This is a genomic window from Burkholderia humptydooensis, from assembly GCF_001513745.1.
Classification (GTDB): domain Bacteria; phylum Pseudomonadota; class Gammaproteobacteria; order Burkholderiales; family Burkholderiaceae; genus Burkholderia; species Burkholderia humptydooensis.
Map to the genome: position 1 here is coordinate 1,896,982 of NZ_CP013380.1, position 19,277 is coordinate 1,916,258.

Annotated in this window: 17 protein-coding genes and 1 tRNA gene; 14 read left to right on the plus strand and 4 right to left on the minus strand. The window is 62.3% G+C overall.

Annotated features, from left to right (window positions below):
* Positions 1-25 precede the first annotated feature (25 nt).
* From AQ610_RS08700 to AQ610_RS35885, 10 genes are all read left to right on the plus strand, one after another.
* Positions 26-427 (plus strand): hypothetical protein, encoded by a 402-nt coding sequence (locus AQ610_RS08700; RefSeq protein WP_009917232.1) that lies wholly within the window; start codon positions 26-28, stop codon positions 425-427.
* Positions 428-1,890: 1,463 nt separating this feature from the next.
* On the plus strand, positions 1,891-2,232 hold the full coding sequence (locus AQ610_RS08710; RefSeq protein WP_009917234.1) for a hypothetical protein: 342 nt from the start codon (positions 1,891-1,893) through the stop codon (positions 2,230-2,232).
* A 23-nt stretch (positions 2,233-2,255) separates the two neighbouring features.
* Entirely contained in the window at positions 2,256-2,753 is a 498-nt protein-coding gene (locus AQ610_RS08715; RefSeq protein ID WP_043282632.1) for a hypothetical protein, read from the plus strand.
* Complete coding sequence (locus AQ610_RS08720) at positions 2,750-3,079, plus strand: hypothetical protein (protein WP_009917237.1); 330 nt, start codon at positions 2,750-2,752, stop codon at positions 3,077-3,079. The genes AQ610_RS08715 and AQ610_RS08720 overlap by 4 nt, the downstream gene beginning before the upstream one ends.
* 11 nt (positions 3,080-3,090) lie before the next feature.
* Positions 3,091-3,264: a hypothetical protein gene (locus AQ610_RS35880; protein WP_009917239.1), complete on the plus strand. Its 174-nt coding sequence runs from the start codon at positions 3,091-3,093 to the stop codon at positions 3,262-3,264.
* Positions 3,261-3,869, plus strand: coding sequence for a hypothetical protein (locus AQ610_RS08725; RefSeq protein WP_009917240.1), 609 nt, complete (start codon positions 3,261-3,263; stop codon positions 3,867-3,869). Before AQ610_RS35880 ends, AQ610_RS08725 begins: the two co-directional genes overlap by 4 nt.
* 140 nt (positions 3,870-4,009) lie before the next feature.
* Positions 4,010-6,589 carry a hypothetical protein gene (locus AQ610_RS08730; RefSeq protein WP_006026925.1) on the plus strand — a complete coding sequence of 860 codons (2,580 nt, stop codon included), beginning with the start codon at positions 4,010-4,012 and terminating at the stop codon, positions 6,587-6,589.
* Positions 6,590-6,867: 278 nt separating this feature from the next.
* Positions 6,868-8,496: an RNA-directed DNA polymerase gene (locus tag AQ610_RS08735; RefSeq protein ID WP_157225885.1), complete on the plus strand. Its 1,629-nt coding sequence runs from the start codon at positions 6,868-6,870 to the stop codon at positions 8,494-8,496.
* Positions 8,497-8,542: 46 nt separating this feature from the next.
* Positions 8,543-9,820, plus strand: a complete 1,278-nt coding sequence (locus tag AQ610_RS08740) for an IS256 family transposase (RefSeq protein WP_006026243.1) — start codon at positions 8,543-8,545, stop codon at positions 9,818-9,820.
* Between the two features lie 68 nt (positions 9,821-9,888).
* Positions 9,889-10,009: transfer RNA gene (locus tag AQ610_RS35885), tRNA-OTHER, on the plus strand.
* 92 nt (positions 10,010-10,101) lie between these two features.
* On the opposite strand, the gene AQ610_RS08745 is transcribed toward AQ610_RS35885, so the two are convergent.
* Together AQ610_RS08745 and AQ610_RS08755 are read right to left on the minus strand one after the other, a co-directional pair.
* Entirely contained in the window at positions 10,102-11,091 is a 990-nt protein-coding gene (locus AQ610_RS08745; RefSeq protein ID WP_043282702.1) for an integrase, read from the minus strand.
* Between the two features lie 333 nt (positions 11,092-11,424).
* The gene (locus tag AQ610_RS08755) at positions 11,425-12,060 is read right to left on the minus strand and encodes an eIF4A-inactivating lethal factor BLF1 (RefSeq protein WP_009912173.1); all 636 of its coding nucleotides are present in this window, start codon (positions 12,058-12,060) and stop codon (positions 11,425-11,427) included.
* A 276-nt stretch (positions 12,061-12,336) separates the two neighbouring features.
* On the opposite strand from AQ610_RS08755, the gene AQ610_RS08760 reads away from it, so the two are divergent.
* From AQ610_RS08760 to AQ610_RS08770, 3 genes are all read left to right on the plus strand, one after another.
* Positions 12,337-13,773, plus strand: coding sequence for an aldehyde dehydrogenase family protein (locus AQ610_RS08760; RefSeq protein ID WP_006026922.1), 1,437 nt, complete (start codon positions 12,337-12,339; stop codon positions 13,771-13,773).
* Positions 13,774-13,946: 173 nt separating this feature from the next.
* Entirely contained in the window at positions 13,947-15,137 is a 1,191-nt protein-coding gene (locus AQ610_RS08765) for an NAD(P)H-dependent flavin oxidoreductase (RefSeq protein ID WP_009912174.1), read from the plus strand.
* A 72-nt stretch (positions 15,138-15,209) separates the two neighbouring features.
* On the plus strand, positions 15,210-15,854 hold the full coding sequence (locus tag AQ610_RS08770) for an OmpW/AlkL family protein (RefSeq protein ID WP_009912175.1): 645 nt from the start codon (positions 15,210-15,212) through the stop codon (positions 15,852-15,854).
* A gap of 143 nt (positions 15,855-15,997) precedes the next feature.
* On the opposite strand, the gene AQ610_RS08775 is transcribed toward AQ610_RS08770, so the two are convergent.
* Positions 15,998-16,201: a DUF1289 domain-containing protein gene (locus tag AQ610_RS08775; protein WP_004191494.1), complete on the minus strand. Its 204-nt coding sequence runs from the start codon at positions 16,199-16,201 to the stop codon at positions 15,998-16,000.
* Between the two features lie 236 nt (positions 16,202-16,437).
* Complete coding sequence (locus AQ610_RS08780; RefSeq protein ID WP_006026919.1) at positions 16,438-17,745, minus strand: Nramp family divalent metal transporter; 1,308 nt, start codon at positions 17,743-17,745, stop codon at positions 16,438-16,440.
* Positions 17,746-18,143: 398 nt separating this feature from the next.
* On the opposite strand from AQ610_RS08780, the gene AQ610_RS08785 reads away from it, so the two are divergent.
* Positions 18,144-19,238, plus strand: coding sequence for a polyamine ABC transporter substrate-binding protein (locus tag AQ610_RS08785; protein ID WP_009912179.1), 1,095 nt, complete (start codon positions 18,144-18,146; stop codon positions 19,236-19,238).
* Positions 19,239-19,277: the final 39 nt, after the last annotated feature.

Sequence of the window (19,277 nt, forward strand, 5' to 3'; positions counted from 1 at the left end):
CCACTATCGACAAGGCACAGAGACCATGCAGAAAGAGAACGCGCAACAAACTATCCGCGCCTACCGCATTCCCGCCGACGTGGAGGCGAAGCTGATTGATGCGGCAGGCCCCGCAGCGGCGGCATTGAGTGCCAAGCGTCAGGCCGCACTACGAGCTATCCCGGCCCACATCGTGCCCATTCTTAATCGAGCGGCGGACACCGCAACGCGGCTGTTGAAGGCCGAGGGCGTCCAAGCGAGACGGCGGAACCTCCGTGCCGACGGGGCCGCCCTTGTGGTTCAACAGGAGGCAATCCTGGAATTCGCGGGCATCGAGAGCCGCACGAGTCGGCCGGATTCTGATGAGATTCTCCATAAGGCGCTGGTGGTCGAAATGATCACGCCGTTTGCGCCGGACCTGGCCCATCAATACGGGTTCACGGAATAAATCAGCACAGGGTAGAAGACCCTAAACCCGCACCAATCGCACGCATCCCCAGGCTCGCTTCGGCGGGCCTTTTTCACATGTTACCGATCAACTCCGCACATGGTAGAGGCCCTAATCTGCCAATCAAGCCCGCCGCCGCGCGGGTTTTTTCTTTTTCAGCGCGTTTGCTCGCATGCGCGAGCATTTGAGGCCCTCTGATTTTTGCCGAAACGACACCCACTATGCGATACCTACCGACCAACTTCATCCCACCTGCGCAACGCGTATGCCGCTGTTGCAGGCGACTCCTGCCGATCACGGCCTTCTACGAGGACAAGAGCGTTAGCCCCAAGCTCCGCTCACGCTACGCGGCTCGCTGTATTGAGTGCGTGACGACCGACAAGCGCAGGCGATACGCGGCGAACCCGCAGGCAGGCGCAGCGCTCCGCAAGGAACAGCGGGAGCGTAAAAAAGTCCGCGACGCCGCCGAGCAGCGCCGGGAGCAAGCGATAGCCCGCAGTCTTGCCGGGGGCGGTGAGTAATGGCGGACACCAGACGTTGTCCGAAGTGTGGCCTGACTAAAGAGCGGTCCGAGTTTCATCGGGATGCGTCGAAGCCCGACGGATTGCGGTCGTGTTGCAAGGGATGTCACAGTCGCTATCGTGCCGCCAACCCGGAAAAGCATCGGGCATCGGTTGCCCGCTGGAAGGCAAGGAATCCCGAGCGTGTATCAGTGCACAACAGCCGCCACCAACGAAAGCACTGGGCCGCGCGGGACATTATCGACGCCCGAAGTCGAGGTGCTGTAGTCGGACTGACCCCCGAGTATCTGGAGGCGATCCAGAGCGGCCAATGCGCCTGCTGCGGATTTGCACCCGCCGACTTCCGGCGACTCCATCTAGATCGTGTCGATACTGCACTGCCGTATCAACCCGGCAACGTGGCCTATTTGTGCAGGGTCTGCAACGTGCGCAAAAGCGACCTGAGCCCTGCGGACCTCCTGGCCCGATTCGATCGCGACTTTGCAGCCGGGAAGGATATGGCGGCGCACGATCTCATGCTTCACATCTATATCCGTCGAGAGAAGCGCAGACAGATGCCCGCACGGCCCTCGTAGGGGCTAGCAGAGCACATCACATGCACGCGCTGTTTTAGCAGTTCAGCGTATCAGTCGCGGGGCTGAATAAATCAGCACATGGTGAGGACTGCCGGGGCCATGCCTATGATTACCTAAGAGGGTGGAGGCAGTAATGCTTACATCGGTTGTCACTGATGCAGCAGCCCAGAGCCTCCCTCAAAGGATAGCTCTATTGGTGTTCCCAGTAGCGGTATACCTGAGACGACCTCAGACCTCCCATGACGCCCCCGGCAATACATGGGACTACTCACGACACCCCAGACCTCCCGAACGAGGAACTCCTGTAACCGCTCCTAGTTCGACCAACCCATTCATTCAACCCGACCATCCACACGGAATATCAACCATGAGTAACGTTATCCGCTTCTTGAACTACCGCACCGGTCAACCTGCGACCCAAGCAGACATCGAGGCGGGTCTGGCCCATTACGTCGAGTGCGACCATCAAGGCGTTCCTATTCGCAACGTCCAGGGCCAATGCGTCGCATACGCTGGCCCCGAGTCCCTCAACCATGCCGAGCGGGCCGAATCCGTCCAGACGATCCGCTACGCCGAACCGAAGAACAGCACCCAGAGTGGCAGTTACAACGCCCCGAGTCCCGAGGACACCGCAGCCATTCGCGACTACCTTGCCGCCAAATACGGCTATCAGGTCGCGGCCCCCGAAGGTAGCGCGGCTCCCCTGTAATCGATCCCACCGAACACGACACCATGACGAACAAGCCGAACAAAGCGCCCCTGAGCGCAGCAGAGATCGCTGAGAAGCTCGAAGCCGCCCGACGCTCACCCCGCCCCGCAGCAGCGCTCCTGCAGGTCGCTGAGGCGATGTCCGCCAATCCTGTACTGGAGGGCCGCGCCGAGGAAATCCGCTTCGCTGCGAAGCGCCTTGAAGCAGACCCCTTTGACGACGTTGCCGTCCTTACTATCTCGACGCGCATTGATGACTTTAAGCGGGCCGCTTTTAGGGACTCCCTTGTCTGGAACCCGGTCAATGATCCGCTGACCGTCCCGCACAACCTTACCTTCCCATTGGCCCGTGGGCAGACTCCGACTGACGCCAAGCCGACCCAAAGCAAGCTGAGTGGTCGCGCGGACTATTACCTGAAGCGAGCGGCAATGACACCCGAGGAACTGGAGGCCCATGATGCCGCCAATACAGAGTATGCGGCCCGCGTAGCTCGCGAAACGGCAGAGCGCTACTTCCGATGAGCACTTACGCCGCCGCCGTGCGGCACCTGCTCCTGTCGGACCCGAAGGAACCCGCCGAGCGGCACAAGCTGGCCCAAGCCGTCCTGATGACATCCCCGGATGGCCCGGAGCGCTCGAACGCGTTCCGTCTGACCCAAGAAGCCTACGACCTCAACCCCGGAGCCTTCCGGGACCGCATCCGCCGCATGTGGGCCGCCTTGCCTGCCGACGCCAAGCCCGAGATAGCTCCGTTCGTGGTCGCGTCTACGGACCGCCCGCGACGGCCCGAGCGGCCCCGCGATACCACGGGCCTATCCAAACACCACCCGCGTCGCAAGGCGCTCTAACGATAGAACACATGGACTATCCCTTCATCATTCTGGCCGACGCCGCCAACACGGTAACTGCAATGCTGCTGGTAGACGAGGCCGACATGGGCGTGCGCTCGACTCAACCCGGCGAGACCGCCTACCGGCACCACTCTCCCGTAGTCGTCGGCTCGACGCTCCCGGCTGACGCTGTACCTGCATGACGTTGGCGACCATCAGCCGCGCCGAGCCGCGCATGGCCCCGCAACCGATCAAGAAGGCGCGCAAGCATAAGCCGCGCCCTGCATTCACACGAGCCCAGAGGGCAGCAGCCCTGGCATCGCTGGCCGCTGCTGAGAAGCCGGAGACGCTCAGGCGACGCACGCGCCGCGTAGAGATCATCCCGCAAACCGGAGCCCCGCAAGGGGCACTGGCCGAGGTCCTCATCAAGCGCGAAGCGCATGGCCGCCGCTTGCGGTTCAGAGATGACCATGTGGAGGTCCCGCTGGCGAACTCCGAGCAATTCGTTCGCGTCGCAATCCTGGATTGGCACTGGCTCCACCACGCCAAAGGTATCTCCCGTCGCAAGTGGACCCGTGGCGAGCATGGGGAGATTCGCGCCCCGCTGGATACCACCCGCCGCATCGCGAACCATTACTACGGCTACGACTACGACGTTGGCGCATTGCTCCTGGGCCTGAAGCAAGGCGACTGCTACGAGATGGACTATTCGTGCTCCCTCATGCCCGACACCATCCGGCAGGTTCCGCGCTCGCGCAGCCGTAAGAAGGCACGGACGGTCGAGGCCGCCTCCGCCGATTCCACCTAAGGCCCACTCGGGCGTCCCCCGATGCCGCGTCGAAAATAGCCCCGCTCGCATCCTCTGCCCGCAAAGGGCCGTCTGGAGCGCTGTATCCGCTCTCGACTCTATTCCCATTCTTCCTCACCGATCACTGACAAGGAACCCAAATGTCGGGTCAGCAAAATCAATCGTTTCGCCCCATCAACCTACCGGGTCTCGATGCCTCGGCGGCCGCCAGTGTCACCACGACACGGGCGCAGGCAGCAACCCCGCGCGTAGACGCGGCAGGCCAGGTGTCGGCGATCCAGTCACTCGCAAACTCCTTCGGCGGTTTCTTCGGGAATCTCCAGGGAGACCTCCAGCGAGTCAATGCGGCCACGGAGCACGCCCGCACGGCCGACATCCATCGCGAGAACGAGGCGCTGGCAAAGAAGGCCCAGGCTGACCAGGCAGCGGGCCGTGCGCCCGATGAGGCACACGCCAATCGCGAGTCCTACTGGAACGCGTACCAGCAATCGTTCGCCCAGAACCAGGCGTTCGAGATGCAGCAGGAACTGGGTAAGCGCCTGCGCGACATGCCCAAGGACGGCTCCGTGTCGCCCGATGATGTCGCCAAGGGAGTCTGGAAGGACTTCTACGGCGCGGGCACTGGGGACGCAGACTTCGACTCCGCCCTCGTTGGCCGCTTCGCGCCCGCCGCACAGACGATGGTGGCGCAAGTGTCGGAGCAAGTCGCGCAGACGCAGGAGCAGAACACTGCGCTGGAGATTCAGAACAGCGCGAACGCGCAAATCAACTCGCCGCAGGGCCTCTCCGAGGCGGGCTTTACCACACTGGAGCAACGCGTGTTGGCGCTGACCCGTGGGGACCAGACGCTCGCGGACAAGATGATCGGCGGCTTCATGGGCAGCGTCCGCAACAAGACGCAAGCACTGGGACTCCTCAACGCCCTGGAGCAATCCGGGTGGGCCGACCGTAACCCGGTTGCCTACGACAAGATGTCCCACGACGCCGTGCAGCAGATTCAGACCGTGAAGTCGATTCAGGCTGCGCAGGAGGTCGATGGTGTTCGCCTCGCGGCCATCGCACTCAAGGCCAACCCGAGCTCCACGCCCGAAGACTGGGCGCACCTGGTGTATCAGGCGAATCGCGTGGATGCCAATCACGGCGTCGGCATGGACAAGTTCGGTGCCGTATATCAAGGGCTGCTGGAGGCGTCGAAGCAGCAGGCAACGATCAACTACATGTCGCTGGCCGAGCGTGGCTACAACGGCTCACACAACATCCATACCGTTGCAGCGTTGTGGGGTGTAGATCCGGCGGAGGCTGTGAAGAAGTCTTTCGACAAATACATGGTCCAGAAGCTTCAAAGCAGCGGCCAGTATCCGGCGCTCGCCGCGTCGATGCAGGGCAATGCCGGTCTCCCGGACCCGCTCGCGTCGGACCAGGCTGGCTCGGAGTTTGTGGGGTGGGTGACTGCCCCCGGCATCCGGGACATCTCGGACGGCACGATGCCCCCGCGCATCCAGAAGGACCTGACATCGGCAATCAAGTCGGGCGACCCGGACCGCGCCTCACGGGCCTGGCGCGTCATGGACCGCATCCACGACATCGTGGGCGATCACGCGTTCGGCCAGTATCTCGGGAAGGACGACGAGGCATCTGGGATGTACTGGGGCGTCAAGGCGCTCGCTCCGACGAATGGCGACGTGTCCCAGGTCTACAAGGCCATCCGCGATGGCGGCATGGACTCGAAGGTCCTGGAGAAGGTCGGTAACGGCGGCAGCATCAACTGGGAGCCGCTGCTTCCCGGTAAGAAGCAGGCCGACGTGGATGTGGCCGTCAACAAGGCGATGGGGAAGGCGATGCTGGAAGACGTGGGGCGCAAGGGCCTCATCTGGAATCCGGCGACCTCGATGTCCTCGGACCTCCGCCAACAGTTCCAAGGCATCGTTATCCAGCAGCTTATGGCTCAACGTGCCAATGGGAAGATCGACCTGGACACCGCTGTCGAGAACGCGGCCACGGTGTTTAAGGGCACGCGTATGGCGACGATCGGCATGAACGGCACGGTTAAGATCATTGCGGACCCGTTCAAAGGTAAGGGCCGCGCTGCGGACTCACCAATCAACGCGGACCCCAATCACCCGTACTCGATCACCAAAGGCTACACGGCGATTTACTCGTCATTCCCGATGATGAACAAGGCGAATCAGTCGGAGGACCCGTTCAAGACGGCGCAGGACGACCTGAGCAATCTCAGCAAGGCGCTTCCCGGCCTGGTCCCGGACTCTGCTGGCCTCGCGCTGAAGCGCCCGGACCGCACGGGCCTGTCCGAGATTCACGACTCGATGGACAGCCCCTTGATTATCCACGGGGGGCAGAATTTGGCCATCCGTAACAGGACTGCTCCGCGGCCCATCGCGACCGACGCGGCGGCCCCGGATGCCGCGGGCGGTGCAGGCGCTGTCGGGAAAGGGCCTGCCGTGGGCGATCTCGTGCAGGTTCAAGTCCCTTCGGACCCGAAGGCGGCGGCGAAGCTACTCCAGGAAAATCTGCCGTCAGGAGTGGTCGCCGTGTACGACCGGAACAACAACCAGTACACGCTTCACTACGGGTTTCGTCTTCAGGTCGATGACGCCAAGGCCGCCGAGATTCGCGCGGAGAAAGCCAAGGCATTCCGTGAATCAGAGGCGGAACGTTGGGCTGTCAGGGCTCACAATGCTAAGCCGCTGTTTGTTCGATGAGGGCATACCTGCCCGCAGCGGGCGTCACCAATACCCCTTGTGTCGTTCGCCCGTCGTGGACACCGCTACGGGAGCCGCCGCGCCTGTACGGTTTCAGCTAAAGCACTGATCCGTAACGGAAAGCTCACATTACGCCCGCCTTGGCGCGGGCCATTTTTTTGTCGTTAAAAGCGGCGCGATCTATTGCTTGAATGAGGAGGCATCCCGTATGCTGCCTCAGGCCCGTACTTCCAAGCGGTACGCGGAATATCCACATAAGTCTAGATACGCGCTACGTTATGAACCTGGATGACGCATGCAGTCTCAGTATCGAGCATTTGGCAGCACATGGTCCAAGTGATATTACGCGTGAATCTTTGGAGACCGCGCTTATCCTGGCCCATAAGGCCGAACTAATTTCAGAGGTTCGAGCAAAGGTCCGGGGTGGTGATGTAAACGGCATGGGATTCAAGCCGGTCCAGTATATATTAACGCCGAAAAATCGATACGTATTTGATTATCGGAAGGCGGCGATAATTGATCCGCTATGTCTTGCGAAGTACACCGCAATCGTTCTTCAAGCTGCAAAGCAAATCGAGGGGGCGCGGATTCCGGTTTCGGAAAGGATTGTGTTTTCGGCGCGATTTGCACCAAATGAGGGTGCGATTTTTGATAAAAATATTGGGTACGGAGATTGGCGTGAACGCGTAAAGGAATTGGCTAACGATAGCTCCTGTAAGTATGTTGTGCAATGCGACATCGCTTCCTTTTACGATAGGATAAATATACATCGCGTGGAATCGACGTTGCTTAGTATCGGTGTTGATAAGCAAATCGTCTCGGCGCTAAATGGCTTGCTATTACTGTGGTCTAAAAAGGACAGCTACGGAATACCGGTCGGCAACGCAGCCAGTCGCATCGTTGCTGAGGCGGCACTCATTGATATTGATAGGTACCTGATTGATGAGGGCGTAAAGTTTGTGCGATACGTGGATGACTTCCGAATTTTTGCGCCTGATTTGATTACGGCGCAAAGATGGATGAACCTGCTTACCACGCGTCTGTTCAGAGACGGCCTGATGCTAAATACGGGGAAGACAAAATTATATCTTGCCAGTAAGGACGACGAGGTCGCCGTAAATCAGCCTGATGATACTCCTGAGGCAATTATAAAGAAGGTGACAAAACTTACGGGTGGATACAATCGAGTGGCTCGAACATTTATTATGCCTGCCAGTGACAAGTACGATGCGTTCGAGAAGATCGATATTCCGCAAGAGATTGAAGTGCTCAAGGCTACTGGTATACCGGAGTTTTCGGGTATCCAAAAATTAATTATCTCATGTCTTGTCCAGCAAAAATTTAATCTCTTGGAGAAAGTTGCCATATTGTGTGGAGAGTATTTGTATTCATTGGAGTATTTTGTCGATATGTTGCTAAAAAATAGTGACGTTATTCCTCTGGAAAATAAAGAAAATATTACCAGCCACTACTCTCAGTTGGTGTTGTCGTCAGGTTTTGGAGCACTCGAATGGCACCAGGCCACACTTGCGAAGCTTCTTTCTAGCGAAGGGTATTTTCGAAAGGCTGCGCTCATCCATATCGTTAAGGCGCCAGCGAAAGATAGTGTTACCTACCCGTCGATGATCGCCCTGGAGGGGTTGCGTGGGCATCTGACGCGTGAGGAATTTCGGACCATCCGTGAGTGGTTTGACCGATGCGACGAGTGGGAGAAAAGGCGCGTAATCAGTGCATCGATCGCGATGCCTGAGGACGAACGCAAAGCGTGGGGAAGGGCGATCAAGCCCATGCTTCAGGCGGACTTCCTTGCGACGAAGATGGCGGAGAATCTCATTCGGGAGCTAATGTCGAATTTGGTGTACGGCGGGTGGTCGGCGGGAAATGAGAAGGCGGTGGCGGTTAGCTGAAAATGTTGCTTTCCACGGTAACACCCAGCAACCGAACTCCACCACCATGGCGAAACGTACGCAGGAAACAAACGGCAGTCAAGCAGCAACGGAAGTGAAGGGCCTGCCCGGTCTGGACGACCTGATCCAGCAGGGCGCGCGGCAGATTATCCAGCAGGCGATCGAGGCGGAATTGGCGGCATTGCTCGAGCAGTATTCGAACGTGAAAACGCTGGACGGACGGCGCGCGATCGTGCGCAACGGCTATCTGCCCGAACGCGAGGTCGTCACGGCAGTCGGGCCCGTGCCGGTTCAGGTGCCCAAGGTGCGTGACCGTTCGGGCTCGGGCGTGAAGTTCAACTCGAACATCGTGCCGCCCTACGTGCGCAAGTCGCCCCGGGTGAGCGCGGCGCTGCCGTGGCTTTACCTGCGCGGTGTTTCCACCGGCGACATGAGCGAAGCGTTCAGCGTGCTGCTCGGCGAACAAGCCAAAGGCCTCTCGCCCAATGTCGTGGTGCGCCTGAAGGCGCAATGGGCCGACGAGTTCGAGCGATGGAACAAACGCGACCTGTCGGGCTCGCGCTGGGTCTACTGGTGGGCTGATGGCATTCACACCGGCGCGCGCAGCGAAGACTCCGATGGCCAGTGCCTGCTGGTGATCATCGGCGTGAAGCCGGACGGGAGCAAGGAGCGCGTGGCGCTCGCCGACGGCTATCGCGAATCGAAGGATTCGTGGCGTGACCTGTTGCTGGACCTGAAGGCACGCGGGCTGCAGGCCGGCCCGCTGCTGGCTACTGGCGACGGCGCGATGGGCCTGTGGGCGGCGCTTGAAGAAGTGTTCCCGCAGACCAGGCAACAACGCTGCTGGTTCCACAAGATCGGCAACGTGCTCAACGCTCTGCCGAAATCGCAGCACGGCCGCGCCAAGGCTGCCCTGTCTGAAATCTGGAATGCGGCAACGCGAGCCGAGGCCATCGTCGCGTTCAACCAGTTCGTTGCGACGTATTCGGCCAAATATCCCAAGGCCGCTGAGAAGGTCACGAAGGACCGCGACGAGTTGCTCGCGTTCTACGACTTTCCAGCTGAACACTGGCAGCATCTGCGAACGACCAACCCGATCGAATCGACGTTTGCGACGGTACGTCATCGCACAACGCGTACGCGCAACTGTCTGTCGCGCGCGACCTTCCTTGGTCTGGCATTCAAGCTGATCGAATCGGCTGAACAGTCGTGGCGCCGTATCCGCGGCGTGGACAAGATCGAACAGCTCATGAAGGGCATTCCCTTCAAGGATGGTACCCCGGTGATCGAAAGCACACCGGCTCAGCAACCGCTCGCCGCCTGATCATGCCGCCGACTGCTGATACACCAGATTTGACAACTGCTCCTCATTCGGGGGCAAGAGCCGTAACGCGGGGCGTGCTAGACTTCGTGCGACTGTGTCAATTTTCATGGCGGTGTTGACCGGCACACTACCCAGAAAGCCTTGTTCCACCGTGGGTTCGTAGAGGTTCAAATCCTCTCGCCCCGACCAGACAAGAACCCGCGTCAGCTCAGGCTGACGCGGGTTTTTTCTTGCCGGTCGCTTGCCAACCAGCGGTACGGGGCCCTGACGGAAGCGGCGATTTAGCCTAGCTTTTTCGCTAAGTCTTCAGCTCGGAGGTGCGTGTATCGCTGCAGGTGCTTGAGGTTCTTGTGGCCGGTTATTGTCGCTACCTCAAGGACGTTCAATCCCTTTTCGAACAGTCTGCTTGTCGCTTCGTGTCGTAGGTCGTGGAAATGGATTGTCCCGAGGCCGCACTCTTCGCGTACACGACTGAATGCGTATTTCATGGCCGACTGCGTGAGCTTGAACACGCGACCACGATGCGGCGGAGGACACCACGTTAGAGCCTCGATTGCCCGGCTCGATAGAGGAACCTTTCGGGGTGTCCCGTTCTTGGTCATAGGTAGCAGAACCGTCCGGGCGTCCAGGTCGATGTGCTCCCAGCGGAGCTTGGCTATCTCACCCTGACGCATGGCTGTCTCAATTGCCAGAACGATGGCTGGGGCAATCTCCCGGTTGTAGTCGATAGCGGATGCGATCAGCTTTTCGTCGTCGCCTATGGCGAGCCGCACGTCACGGGGAGGCGGGAGCTTGGGCCGGCGTAGTCCCTTGGTTGGGTTGACCGTCAGACCCACAGCCCACTCGTCAATTGCGAGGCGGTACACGGCGGAAATGGCGTCTAGCTCCCGGATTACCGTGCTAGGAGCAACCTCTCCGATACGCCGGTCCCGCCATTCGACCAAATGCGGCTTGTCGAGCTTCATGGCCGGGATGGCGCACAGCCTCTTTTCATTTCGTATGAATCGGCGGCATATTCCTCTCTCCCATTCGACATTGCGACGGCCCGGTAGAGGTGCCTTGATGTACCGCGCAAAGAGGTCTCCCACGGTGAGCGTAGGGGGCTTCTCGCGAACCTTGCGGGGCAGCTTGAGAACTGGCTTGATTGCCTCTTGTTCGGCCGCCCATGACTCGGCAGCCTCTCTCGTATCGAAAGTTTTGGAGCGAATCGGTTGGCCCTGGACTCGGATTTTGGCCTGCCATTTGTACCCACGTTGAACGATAGATGCCATTCTGACCTCCATATAGTTACAGGAAATCAGATTGGGTCGGGCTGTCGCACGACCGCGAGTTCGTGAGCGGCCTCGCGAACCGGATCATCGAAGTGACGACGGACGGCAAGCTGACTGACTTCGGCGGGAATTACGAGGATTTCCTCGCGAGCAAGGGTTTGCAGTAAACGAAATCGTGACGGCGGCCCGATCGAAACCGGGTCGCCCGATCATCCGATCCGGCTTCGTGCGACGCAGGGCGGGAAGGGGCCGACAAGAGGCCCGTCCTCGGTCGGCGATGTGGCCTCGTCGTCGGTCCGGACGAAGACGAACGCCCCCCGCCTCCGCTCCCGCCTATTGCTTGCGTCGCTGATTGGTGTACGCCAATCGGCTCCAGGGAGATGAGCCCGAAGATGTCGTGGCGTACTGGTACAGGTCCATTTGCCGGGGGCCGCTGACGATTCCACCCACCACCGCCTCTCCCAGATTGTCGCGTCCGTATGTGCTCGGGGCGGGGCCTTCAAGATACTTGGATAGATTCCACAGGTTGTCGCGTTGGCCCGCGCGATGAAGATAGGCAACCGCTTGATCGGTGCCGATCTCCCAATCCTCCATCCATTCGTCGCTCGACATTCTGGGCCAGAACTGCTCGACCTCGACTGGCGCATCGATGTGCCAGACGGGGCCGCCGCTGGCGGCGAATACTTTGCAACCAGTCAGGTAGTAGGTGAAGAACAGCATGCCCGTGGTCGAGATCGATCCGGGTTGCAGCGTTTGCAGTTCGCCTTGCTTCCACGGTAGCCACAGTATTTTCGCCGGTTCGCCTTGATTGCCCGAATCGAGATCTATCCTTACGCCGCCTTTCGTCGAGTGAAGAAATACATTCAAGGTGCCCGGCGATTTCTGATTGAGAGCCTGATCGAATTCGATAGTGAGGGTGCCGCCTGTTTTCATTGCCTGGCGAATCTGGGTTTCGAGTGAGTTTGGCATGGTCGTACGTCCTTTCGATGAAACGGCGATTTGCAGAGCGGGCGGGAAGTCGGGTCAGCGCACGCCGCCGAAAGCCGGTAGCGGCGTCGATCGGTTTGATGACATGAGTCTGCGAACCGTTGCGGAGCGAGAAACGTCTCCTGCCGAAACGCAATTCTTCGAGTGTAGTTTGTCCGGCACATTGGACCTTCTCCGAAACGATGGGGGGATGCCGAGTGGTCGATGTGCTCGACTGGGTAGAATGACCGTATTTCCACCGGGATCAAGAGGGCTGCGATGAAAACCTGCGAACAGTTCTACATCGGCGGCGCGTGGCGCCCGAGCGCGGGCAAGGGCACGATCGACGTGATCGACTCCGGCACCGAGGCCGTGATCGGCCGCATTCCCGAAGGCGCCGCCGAAGACGCGAAAGCGGCCGTCGCCGCCGCGCGCGCGGCGTTCGACGACTGGGCCGCGACGCCGCCCGCCGAGCGCGCCCGCTATCTGCACAGGATCACCGACAACCTGAAGGCGCGCAGCGAGGAACTCGCGCAATCGATCACGGGCGAAGTCGGCATGCCGATCAAGCTGTCGCGCGCGATCCAGGTCGGCGGCCCGATCTACAACTGGGGTGCGTATGCGAAGCTCGCCGAGACCTTCGCGTTCGAGGAACAGGTCGGCAATTCGCTCGTCGTGCGCGAGCCCGTCGGCGTCGTCGCGGCTATCACGCCGTGGAACTACCCGCTCAACCAGATCACGCTGAAGGTCGCCGCCGCGCTCGCGGCCGGCTGCACGGTCGCGCTGAAGCCGTCCGAAGTCGCGCCGCTCAATGCGTTCATCCTCGCCGAAGCGATTCACGACGCGGGGCTGCCCGCCGGCGTGTTCAATCTCGTGTGCGGCTACGGGCCCGTCGTCGGCGAGGCGCTCGCGAGCGACCCCGATGTCGACATGGTGTCGTTCACCGGCTCGACGCGCGCGGGCAAGCGCGTCGCCGAGCTCGCCGCGGCCGGCGTGAAGCGCGTCGCGCTCGAGCTGGGCGGCAAGTCGGCGTCGGTGATTCTCGACGACGCCGACTTCGCGGCCGCGGTGAAGGGCACGGTGTCCGCGTGCTATCTGAATGCAGGCCAGACGTGCTCCGCGCACACGCGGATGCTCGTGCCGGAATCGCGCTACGAAGAAGCGCGCGACCTCGCGAAGGCCGCGGCGCAAACCTATGTCGCGGGCGATCCGCGCGACGATGCGACGCGGCTCGGCGCGCTGGCGTCGTCAGTCCAGCAAAAGCGCGTGCAGGATTATATCCGGCGCGGCATCGACGAAGGCGCGGAGCTCGTCACGGGCGGCCTCGGCATGCCGGAAGGCATCGCGCGCGGCTTCTTCGTGAAGCCGACCGTGTTCGGGCGCGTGGAGCCCGGCGCGACGATCGCGCAGGAGGAAATCTTCGGCCCGGTGCTGTCGATCATCACGTATCGCGACGAAGACGATGCAGTGCGGATCGCGAACGATTCGCCGTACGGCCTCGGCGGCGCGGTGTGGTCGGGCAGCGACGAGCGCGCGATGCGCGTCGCACGCCGCATTCGCACGGGGCAGGTCGACATCAACGGCGGCGCCTGGAACATGGCCGCGCCGTTCGGCGGTTTCAAGCAGTCGGGGATCGGCCGCGAGAACGGCACGTATGGGCTCGACGAATATCTCGAATACAAATCGATGCAACTGCGGCCGAAGAAGGGCGCGTAACGAGCGCGTGAAGCGCGCGCGAAGGACGCATAAGCACACATCGAGCGCGCCTCTTTTTGTGACGACACGGCACGCGTCCATGCGCACGCGTGCCGTTTTTCTTGATGACGGTCAAGGCGTTTCGCCGGCAATCGCCGATCATCGAATTTTTTCTGCTGTATCGAGAGGTTGCGATGATCGGTCCCATTCCCTTTCCGCTGCTCAGGATTCGCGGCCGCTCGCTGTTGCCCGTCGTGCAGGGCGGGATGGGCGTCGGTATCTCCGCGCATCGGCTCGCCGGAAGCGTCGCGCGCGAAGGCGCGCTCGGCACGATCGCGAGCATCGACTTGCGCCATCACCATACCGACCTGATCGAGCGCTGCAGGCTGCACCCCGATCGCGAGACGATGGAGGCTGCGAATCTCGAGGCGCTCGCGCGCGAGATCCAGCGCGCGAAGACGTGGAGCGAGGGCCGCGGCATGATCGCGGTCAACGTGATGAAGGCGGTGCGCTCGCACGCGGACTACGTGCGCATCGCGTGCGAATTCGGCGCGGACGCGATCGTGATGGGCGCAGGGTTGCCGCTCGATCTGCCGGACATGACGCAGGGGCACGATATCGCGCTGATCCCGATCCTGTCGGACAGCCGCGGCATCGCGCTCGTGCTGAAGAAGTGGATGAAGAAAGGGCGCGTGCCCGATGCGATCGTGATCGAGCATCCGGCGCATGCGGGCGGCCATCTCGGCGTGACGAGCCTCGACGACATGGACGATCCGCGCTTCGAATTCGCGCGCGTCATCGACGAAACCCGGCAGACGTTCGTGTCGCTCGGCCTCGAGCGCGAACGCATTCCGCTCGTCGTCGCGGGCGGCATCAACAGCCACGAGACGGTGCGCGCGGCGCTCGCCGAAGGCGCGGACGGCGTGCAGGTGGGCACGCCGTTCGCTGTCACGGAGGAGGGCGATGCGCATCCGAATTTCAAGCGCGTGCTCGCGAACGCGCAGCCGGACGACATCGTCGAATTCGTCAGTGTCACGGGGCTGCCCGCGCGTGCGGTGAAGACGCCGTGGCTCGAGCGCTATCTGCGGCACGAGGCGCGCATCCGCGCGAAGATCGGCGCACTCAAGCAGCGCTGCCCGTCCGCGCTCGAATGCCTGACGGTGTGCGGTTTGCGCGACGGCATCGAGCGCTTCGGTCACTTCTGCATCGATACGCGTCTTGCCGCCGCGCTGCGCGGCGACGTCGCGAACGGGCTGTTCTTCCGCGGCCGCGAGTCGTTGCCGTTCGGGCAGGCGATTCGCAGCGTGCGCGATCTGCTCGACCTGCTGCTCACGGGCGCCGCGCCCGAGGCTGCGGCAAACCGTCCCACTTTCTCGCTGTCGTGATGCTTGATGTCGGTCAATATAAGTAGGGAACCATCCCCGGAGAATGAAGCCTGTTCTTAGGGGGTCCTTATGATGCGTTGTCAAACAATCCGTACTTGCACCACCGCTATCGCCTGCGCAGCCGGTCTTGCGATGATTCCGTCGCTATCGCATGCGGCTTCGCCCGGGGAGGGCATCAATCAAGGCGACATCATCGCGCGCGTTCGCGGGATCAGCATCATGCCGGACGAGCGCACGAGCAATACGCTGTCGGCGCTGAACGTCGGCGTGAACAACGCGATCGTCCCCGAGCTCGACTTCACGTACATGATTCGCGATTACCTCGGCGTCGAGCTGATCCTCGGCACATCGCGGCATCAGATCACGTCGTCGCTCGGCGATCTCGGCGGCGTCGGCGTGCTGCCGCCGACGCTGCTGCTGCAGTACCACTTCAATCACGCCGGCAAGGTGCGTCCGTATGTCGGCGCGGGCATCAACTATACGTTGTTCTACAACAACGGGCTGCACGCGGGCGGCGAGGGGATCGGGATCAACAACCACAGCTTCGGTCCCGCGCTGCAGTTCGGCGTCGACGTGCAGGTGACGAAGAAAGTGTTCGTCAACGTCGACGTGAAGAAGATCTGGATGCACACCGATGCGACGCTCGGCGGCCAGCCGCTCGGCCGGCTGAACATCGATCCGCTCATCGTGGGCGTCGGCGTCGGGATGAAGTTCTAGGAATCGGCGGAATCGAAAAGTGTTGGGGTTGGCGGCACGGCTTCATGCGTGCCGTCCTTTTTTTTTGCTCCGATCGTTTCGGCATGCTGATCGAATGCGCATGCGCATACTCTGCAACCGCCGCGCGTTGCGAGTCGACAGCACTACAGCTTGTCGTACTGGAAGCGCATCGCGGTGCCTTCGCGCGTGATGCGCTCCCATACCGCCTGCTTTTCGGCGTCCGTCATGAACACCCAGTTCGCGACTTCGAGCGCCGTGCGACCGCAGCCTTTGCAGACTTCGTCGAAGAGCGTCGAGCAGACGCCGATGCAGGGGCTGTCGGGTTTGTCGTGAAGATTCGAGGTCATCGGAGCATGGAATTCGGTGATCGCCGCGCGAGCGGCAAGCCGTTATGTTAAAGCATGCGCGCGAAACGCCTGGCGCGGTCGATCGGGGCGGCCCGGAAGGAGGAGGCGTGGCGCGCCGAGGCGCATGATGCGTGCGAGCGTCGCTGCGGTTTTTCAATCGAACGGGTGAATGGCTGGGTAAATTGCCGCCGCCGTCGCTGCTGCCGGCGCACGAGCCGTGCGCCAATTTCTTCCGCTCACTCCGACGCGACGACCTGCCAGACGAGCGCCCCGTTCAGCAGCAGGATCACGGCGGCGCACGCCCACGCGGCCGCGAGCGGCAAGCCGCGGACTCGCCAGTTTCCCATCAGCGCGCGGCTCGACGCGAATACGACGAGCGGAACCATCGCGAGCGGCAATTGCAGGCTCAGCACGACCTGGCTCGCGACGAGCAGTTGATTCGATCCGTGCTGCCCGAACAGGCCGACCGCGGCGAGCGCGGGGCCGATCGCGAGCGCGCGGGTGAGGAGCGCGCGCTGCCAGCGCGGCAGCGTGAGCTTCAGGAAGCCTTCCATGATCGCCTGGCCGGCGAGCGTGCCCGTCACCGTCGCCGACAGCCCGCACGCGAGCAGCGCGGCCGCGAACAGCAGCCCTGCCCAGCGGTTGCCGACGAGCGGCGCGATGAGCCGGTGCGCGTCGGCAAGATCGGTGACGTCGTCGTGGCCGCTCGCATGGAACACCGCCGCCGCGACGATGAGAAGCGCCGCGTTGATCACGAACGCGAACCCGAGCGACACGAACGTATCGAGATTGACGCCGAACAGCGCGCGCCGGATCGACTGCTCGTCGCGCTCGCTCGCATGGTGCTTGACGAGCATCGAGTGCAGGTAAAGGTTGTGCGGCATCACGGTCGCGCCGAGGATGCCGGCCGAGAGCCACAGCATGCCGGGTTCGCGCAGCAGCCGCGGCGGCGGCGCGGCGCCCGCGAGCGCCGCGTGCCAGTCGGGACGGGCGAGCGCGACTTCGATCACGAAGCACAAGCCGACGAAGAAGATGAGTGACGCGATCGCCGCTTCGAGCGTGCGCCGGCCGCGCCGCTCGAGCGCGAGCATCGCGAGCGTGCCGACCGCCGACACGAGCACGCCCGCCGTCAGCGATACGCCGAAGAGCATCTGCAGCGCGACCGCCGCGCCGACGACCTCCGCGACGTCGCACGCGATGATCGCGATCTCGGCGGCGATCCACAGCAGCACGGTGACGCGCGGGTCGAAGCGCTCGCGGCACAGTTGCGCGAGGTCGCGCCCGGACACGACGCCGATCCGCGCGGCGAGCCATTGCAGCAGCATCGCCATCAGGCTCGCGGCGATCACGATGCCGAGGAGCGCGTAGCCGTAGCCTGCGCCGCCCGCGAGCGCGGTCGCCCAGTTGCCGGGGTCCATGTAGCCGACGGCGACGAGCACGCCCGCGCCGACGAACGCGGCCCAGCGGCGGCCGCCGCCCGGCCCGCCGGAGGCGGACGGGCGGCGCGGCGGCGTGCAGCGGGCGGCAAGCGGGCGACTGTTCATGATGGCGGTTCGGCGAACGGTTCGCCGCGCACGGCCGGGCGGCGGGCGCGGCGTTCGGACGGGCCGGTGCGCGTCCTCCTATCCGGAATGACGAACGGGCGCCGCCTGAATTTAGGGTAGGTGATCCGTTCGGCCCGGGCGGGCCTTTTTCCCGGATGGACACGCGCCGATAACCCGATAAAATTGCGCCCACCCGCTGCGTAGCGGTGGCCCCGCGCTGTGCAATTGAAAAGCGCAAATGTGTTCCGTTTGTGCGACAACGGCGGGAAATTTTTGTGGTGGGGCCGGATTAGTGGTAGCTTTCGGGGTTTTCAAGGGGGCGGCGCGAAACGGGAAACAGGCGCCGCCGCAGTGGCGAGGCTGACGACGATCGAATCGGTTCGATCAGGGAGAACGGGATGAAGGCAAAGGTGGCGGGCCGGTTGACGGCACTTGCGCTCTGCGCGGGCGCAACGGTGGCGGCGGCAAAGGATACGCAGCTCAACGTCTATAACTGGTCGGACTACATTGCGAAGGACACGATCCCGAACTTCGAGAAGCAGACGGGCGTCAAGGTCCGCTACGACAACTACGACAGCGACGACACGCTGCAGGCGAAGCTGCTGACCGGCAACTCGGGCTACGACATCGTCGTGCCGACGAGCAACTACGCGGGCAAGCAGATCCAGGCCGGCATCTTCGCGCCGCTCGACAAATCGAAGCTTCCGAACCTCAAATATCTCGACGCGCAACTGATGGCGCTCGTCGCGGGCGCCGATCCGGGCAACAAGTACGTGGTGCCCTGGGCATACGGCACGACGGGCCTCGGCTACAACGTCGACAAGGCGCAGAAGATCCTCGGCAAGGTGCCGCTCGACAACTGGGACATCCTGTTCAAGCCGGAGAACATCTCGAAGCTGAAGGCGTGCGGCGTGTCGGTGCTCGACGCGCCCGACCAGATGTTCGCGGCGACGCTCCACTACATCGGCAAGGACCCGATGAGTACGAACCCGGCCGACTACCAGGCCGCGATGCAGGTGCTCAAGAAGATCCGCCCGTACATCACGCAGTTCAATTCGTCGGGCTACATCAACGACATGGTCGGCGGCGACATCTGCTTCGCGTTCGGCTGGTCGGGCGACGTCGTGATCGCGAAGCACCGCGCGCTCGAGGCGAAGAAGCCGTACAGGGTCGAGTACTATGTGCCGAAGGGCGGCGCGCCCGTGTGGTTCGACGTGATGGCGATCCCGAAGGACGCGAAGAACAAGGACGCCGCGCTGCAGTGGATCAACTACATCGAGGATCCGAAGGTTCACGCGGCGATCACGAACGCCGTCTACTACCCGAGTGCGAACGCGCAAGCGCGCAAGTACGTGCGCCCGGACGTCGCGAACGACCCGGCCGTGTACCCGCATCCGGACGTCGTGAAGACGCTGTTCCTGCTCAAGCCGCTGCCGCCCGAGATCCAGCGCCTGCAGACGCGTCTCTGGACCGAGCTGAAATCGGGACGCTGACGCGAAGCGCGCAGCATCGCGGCAAACCTGAGAAGCCCC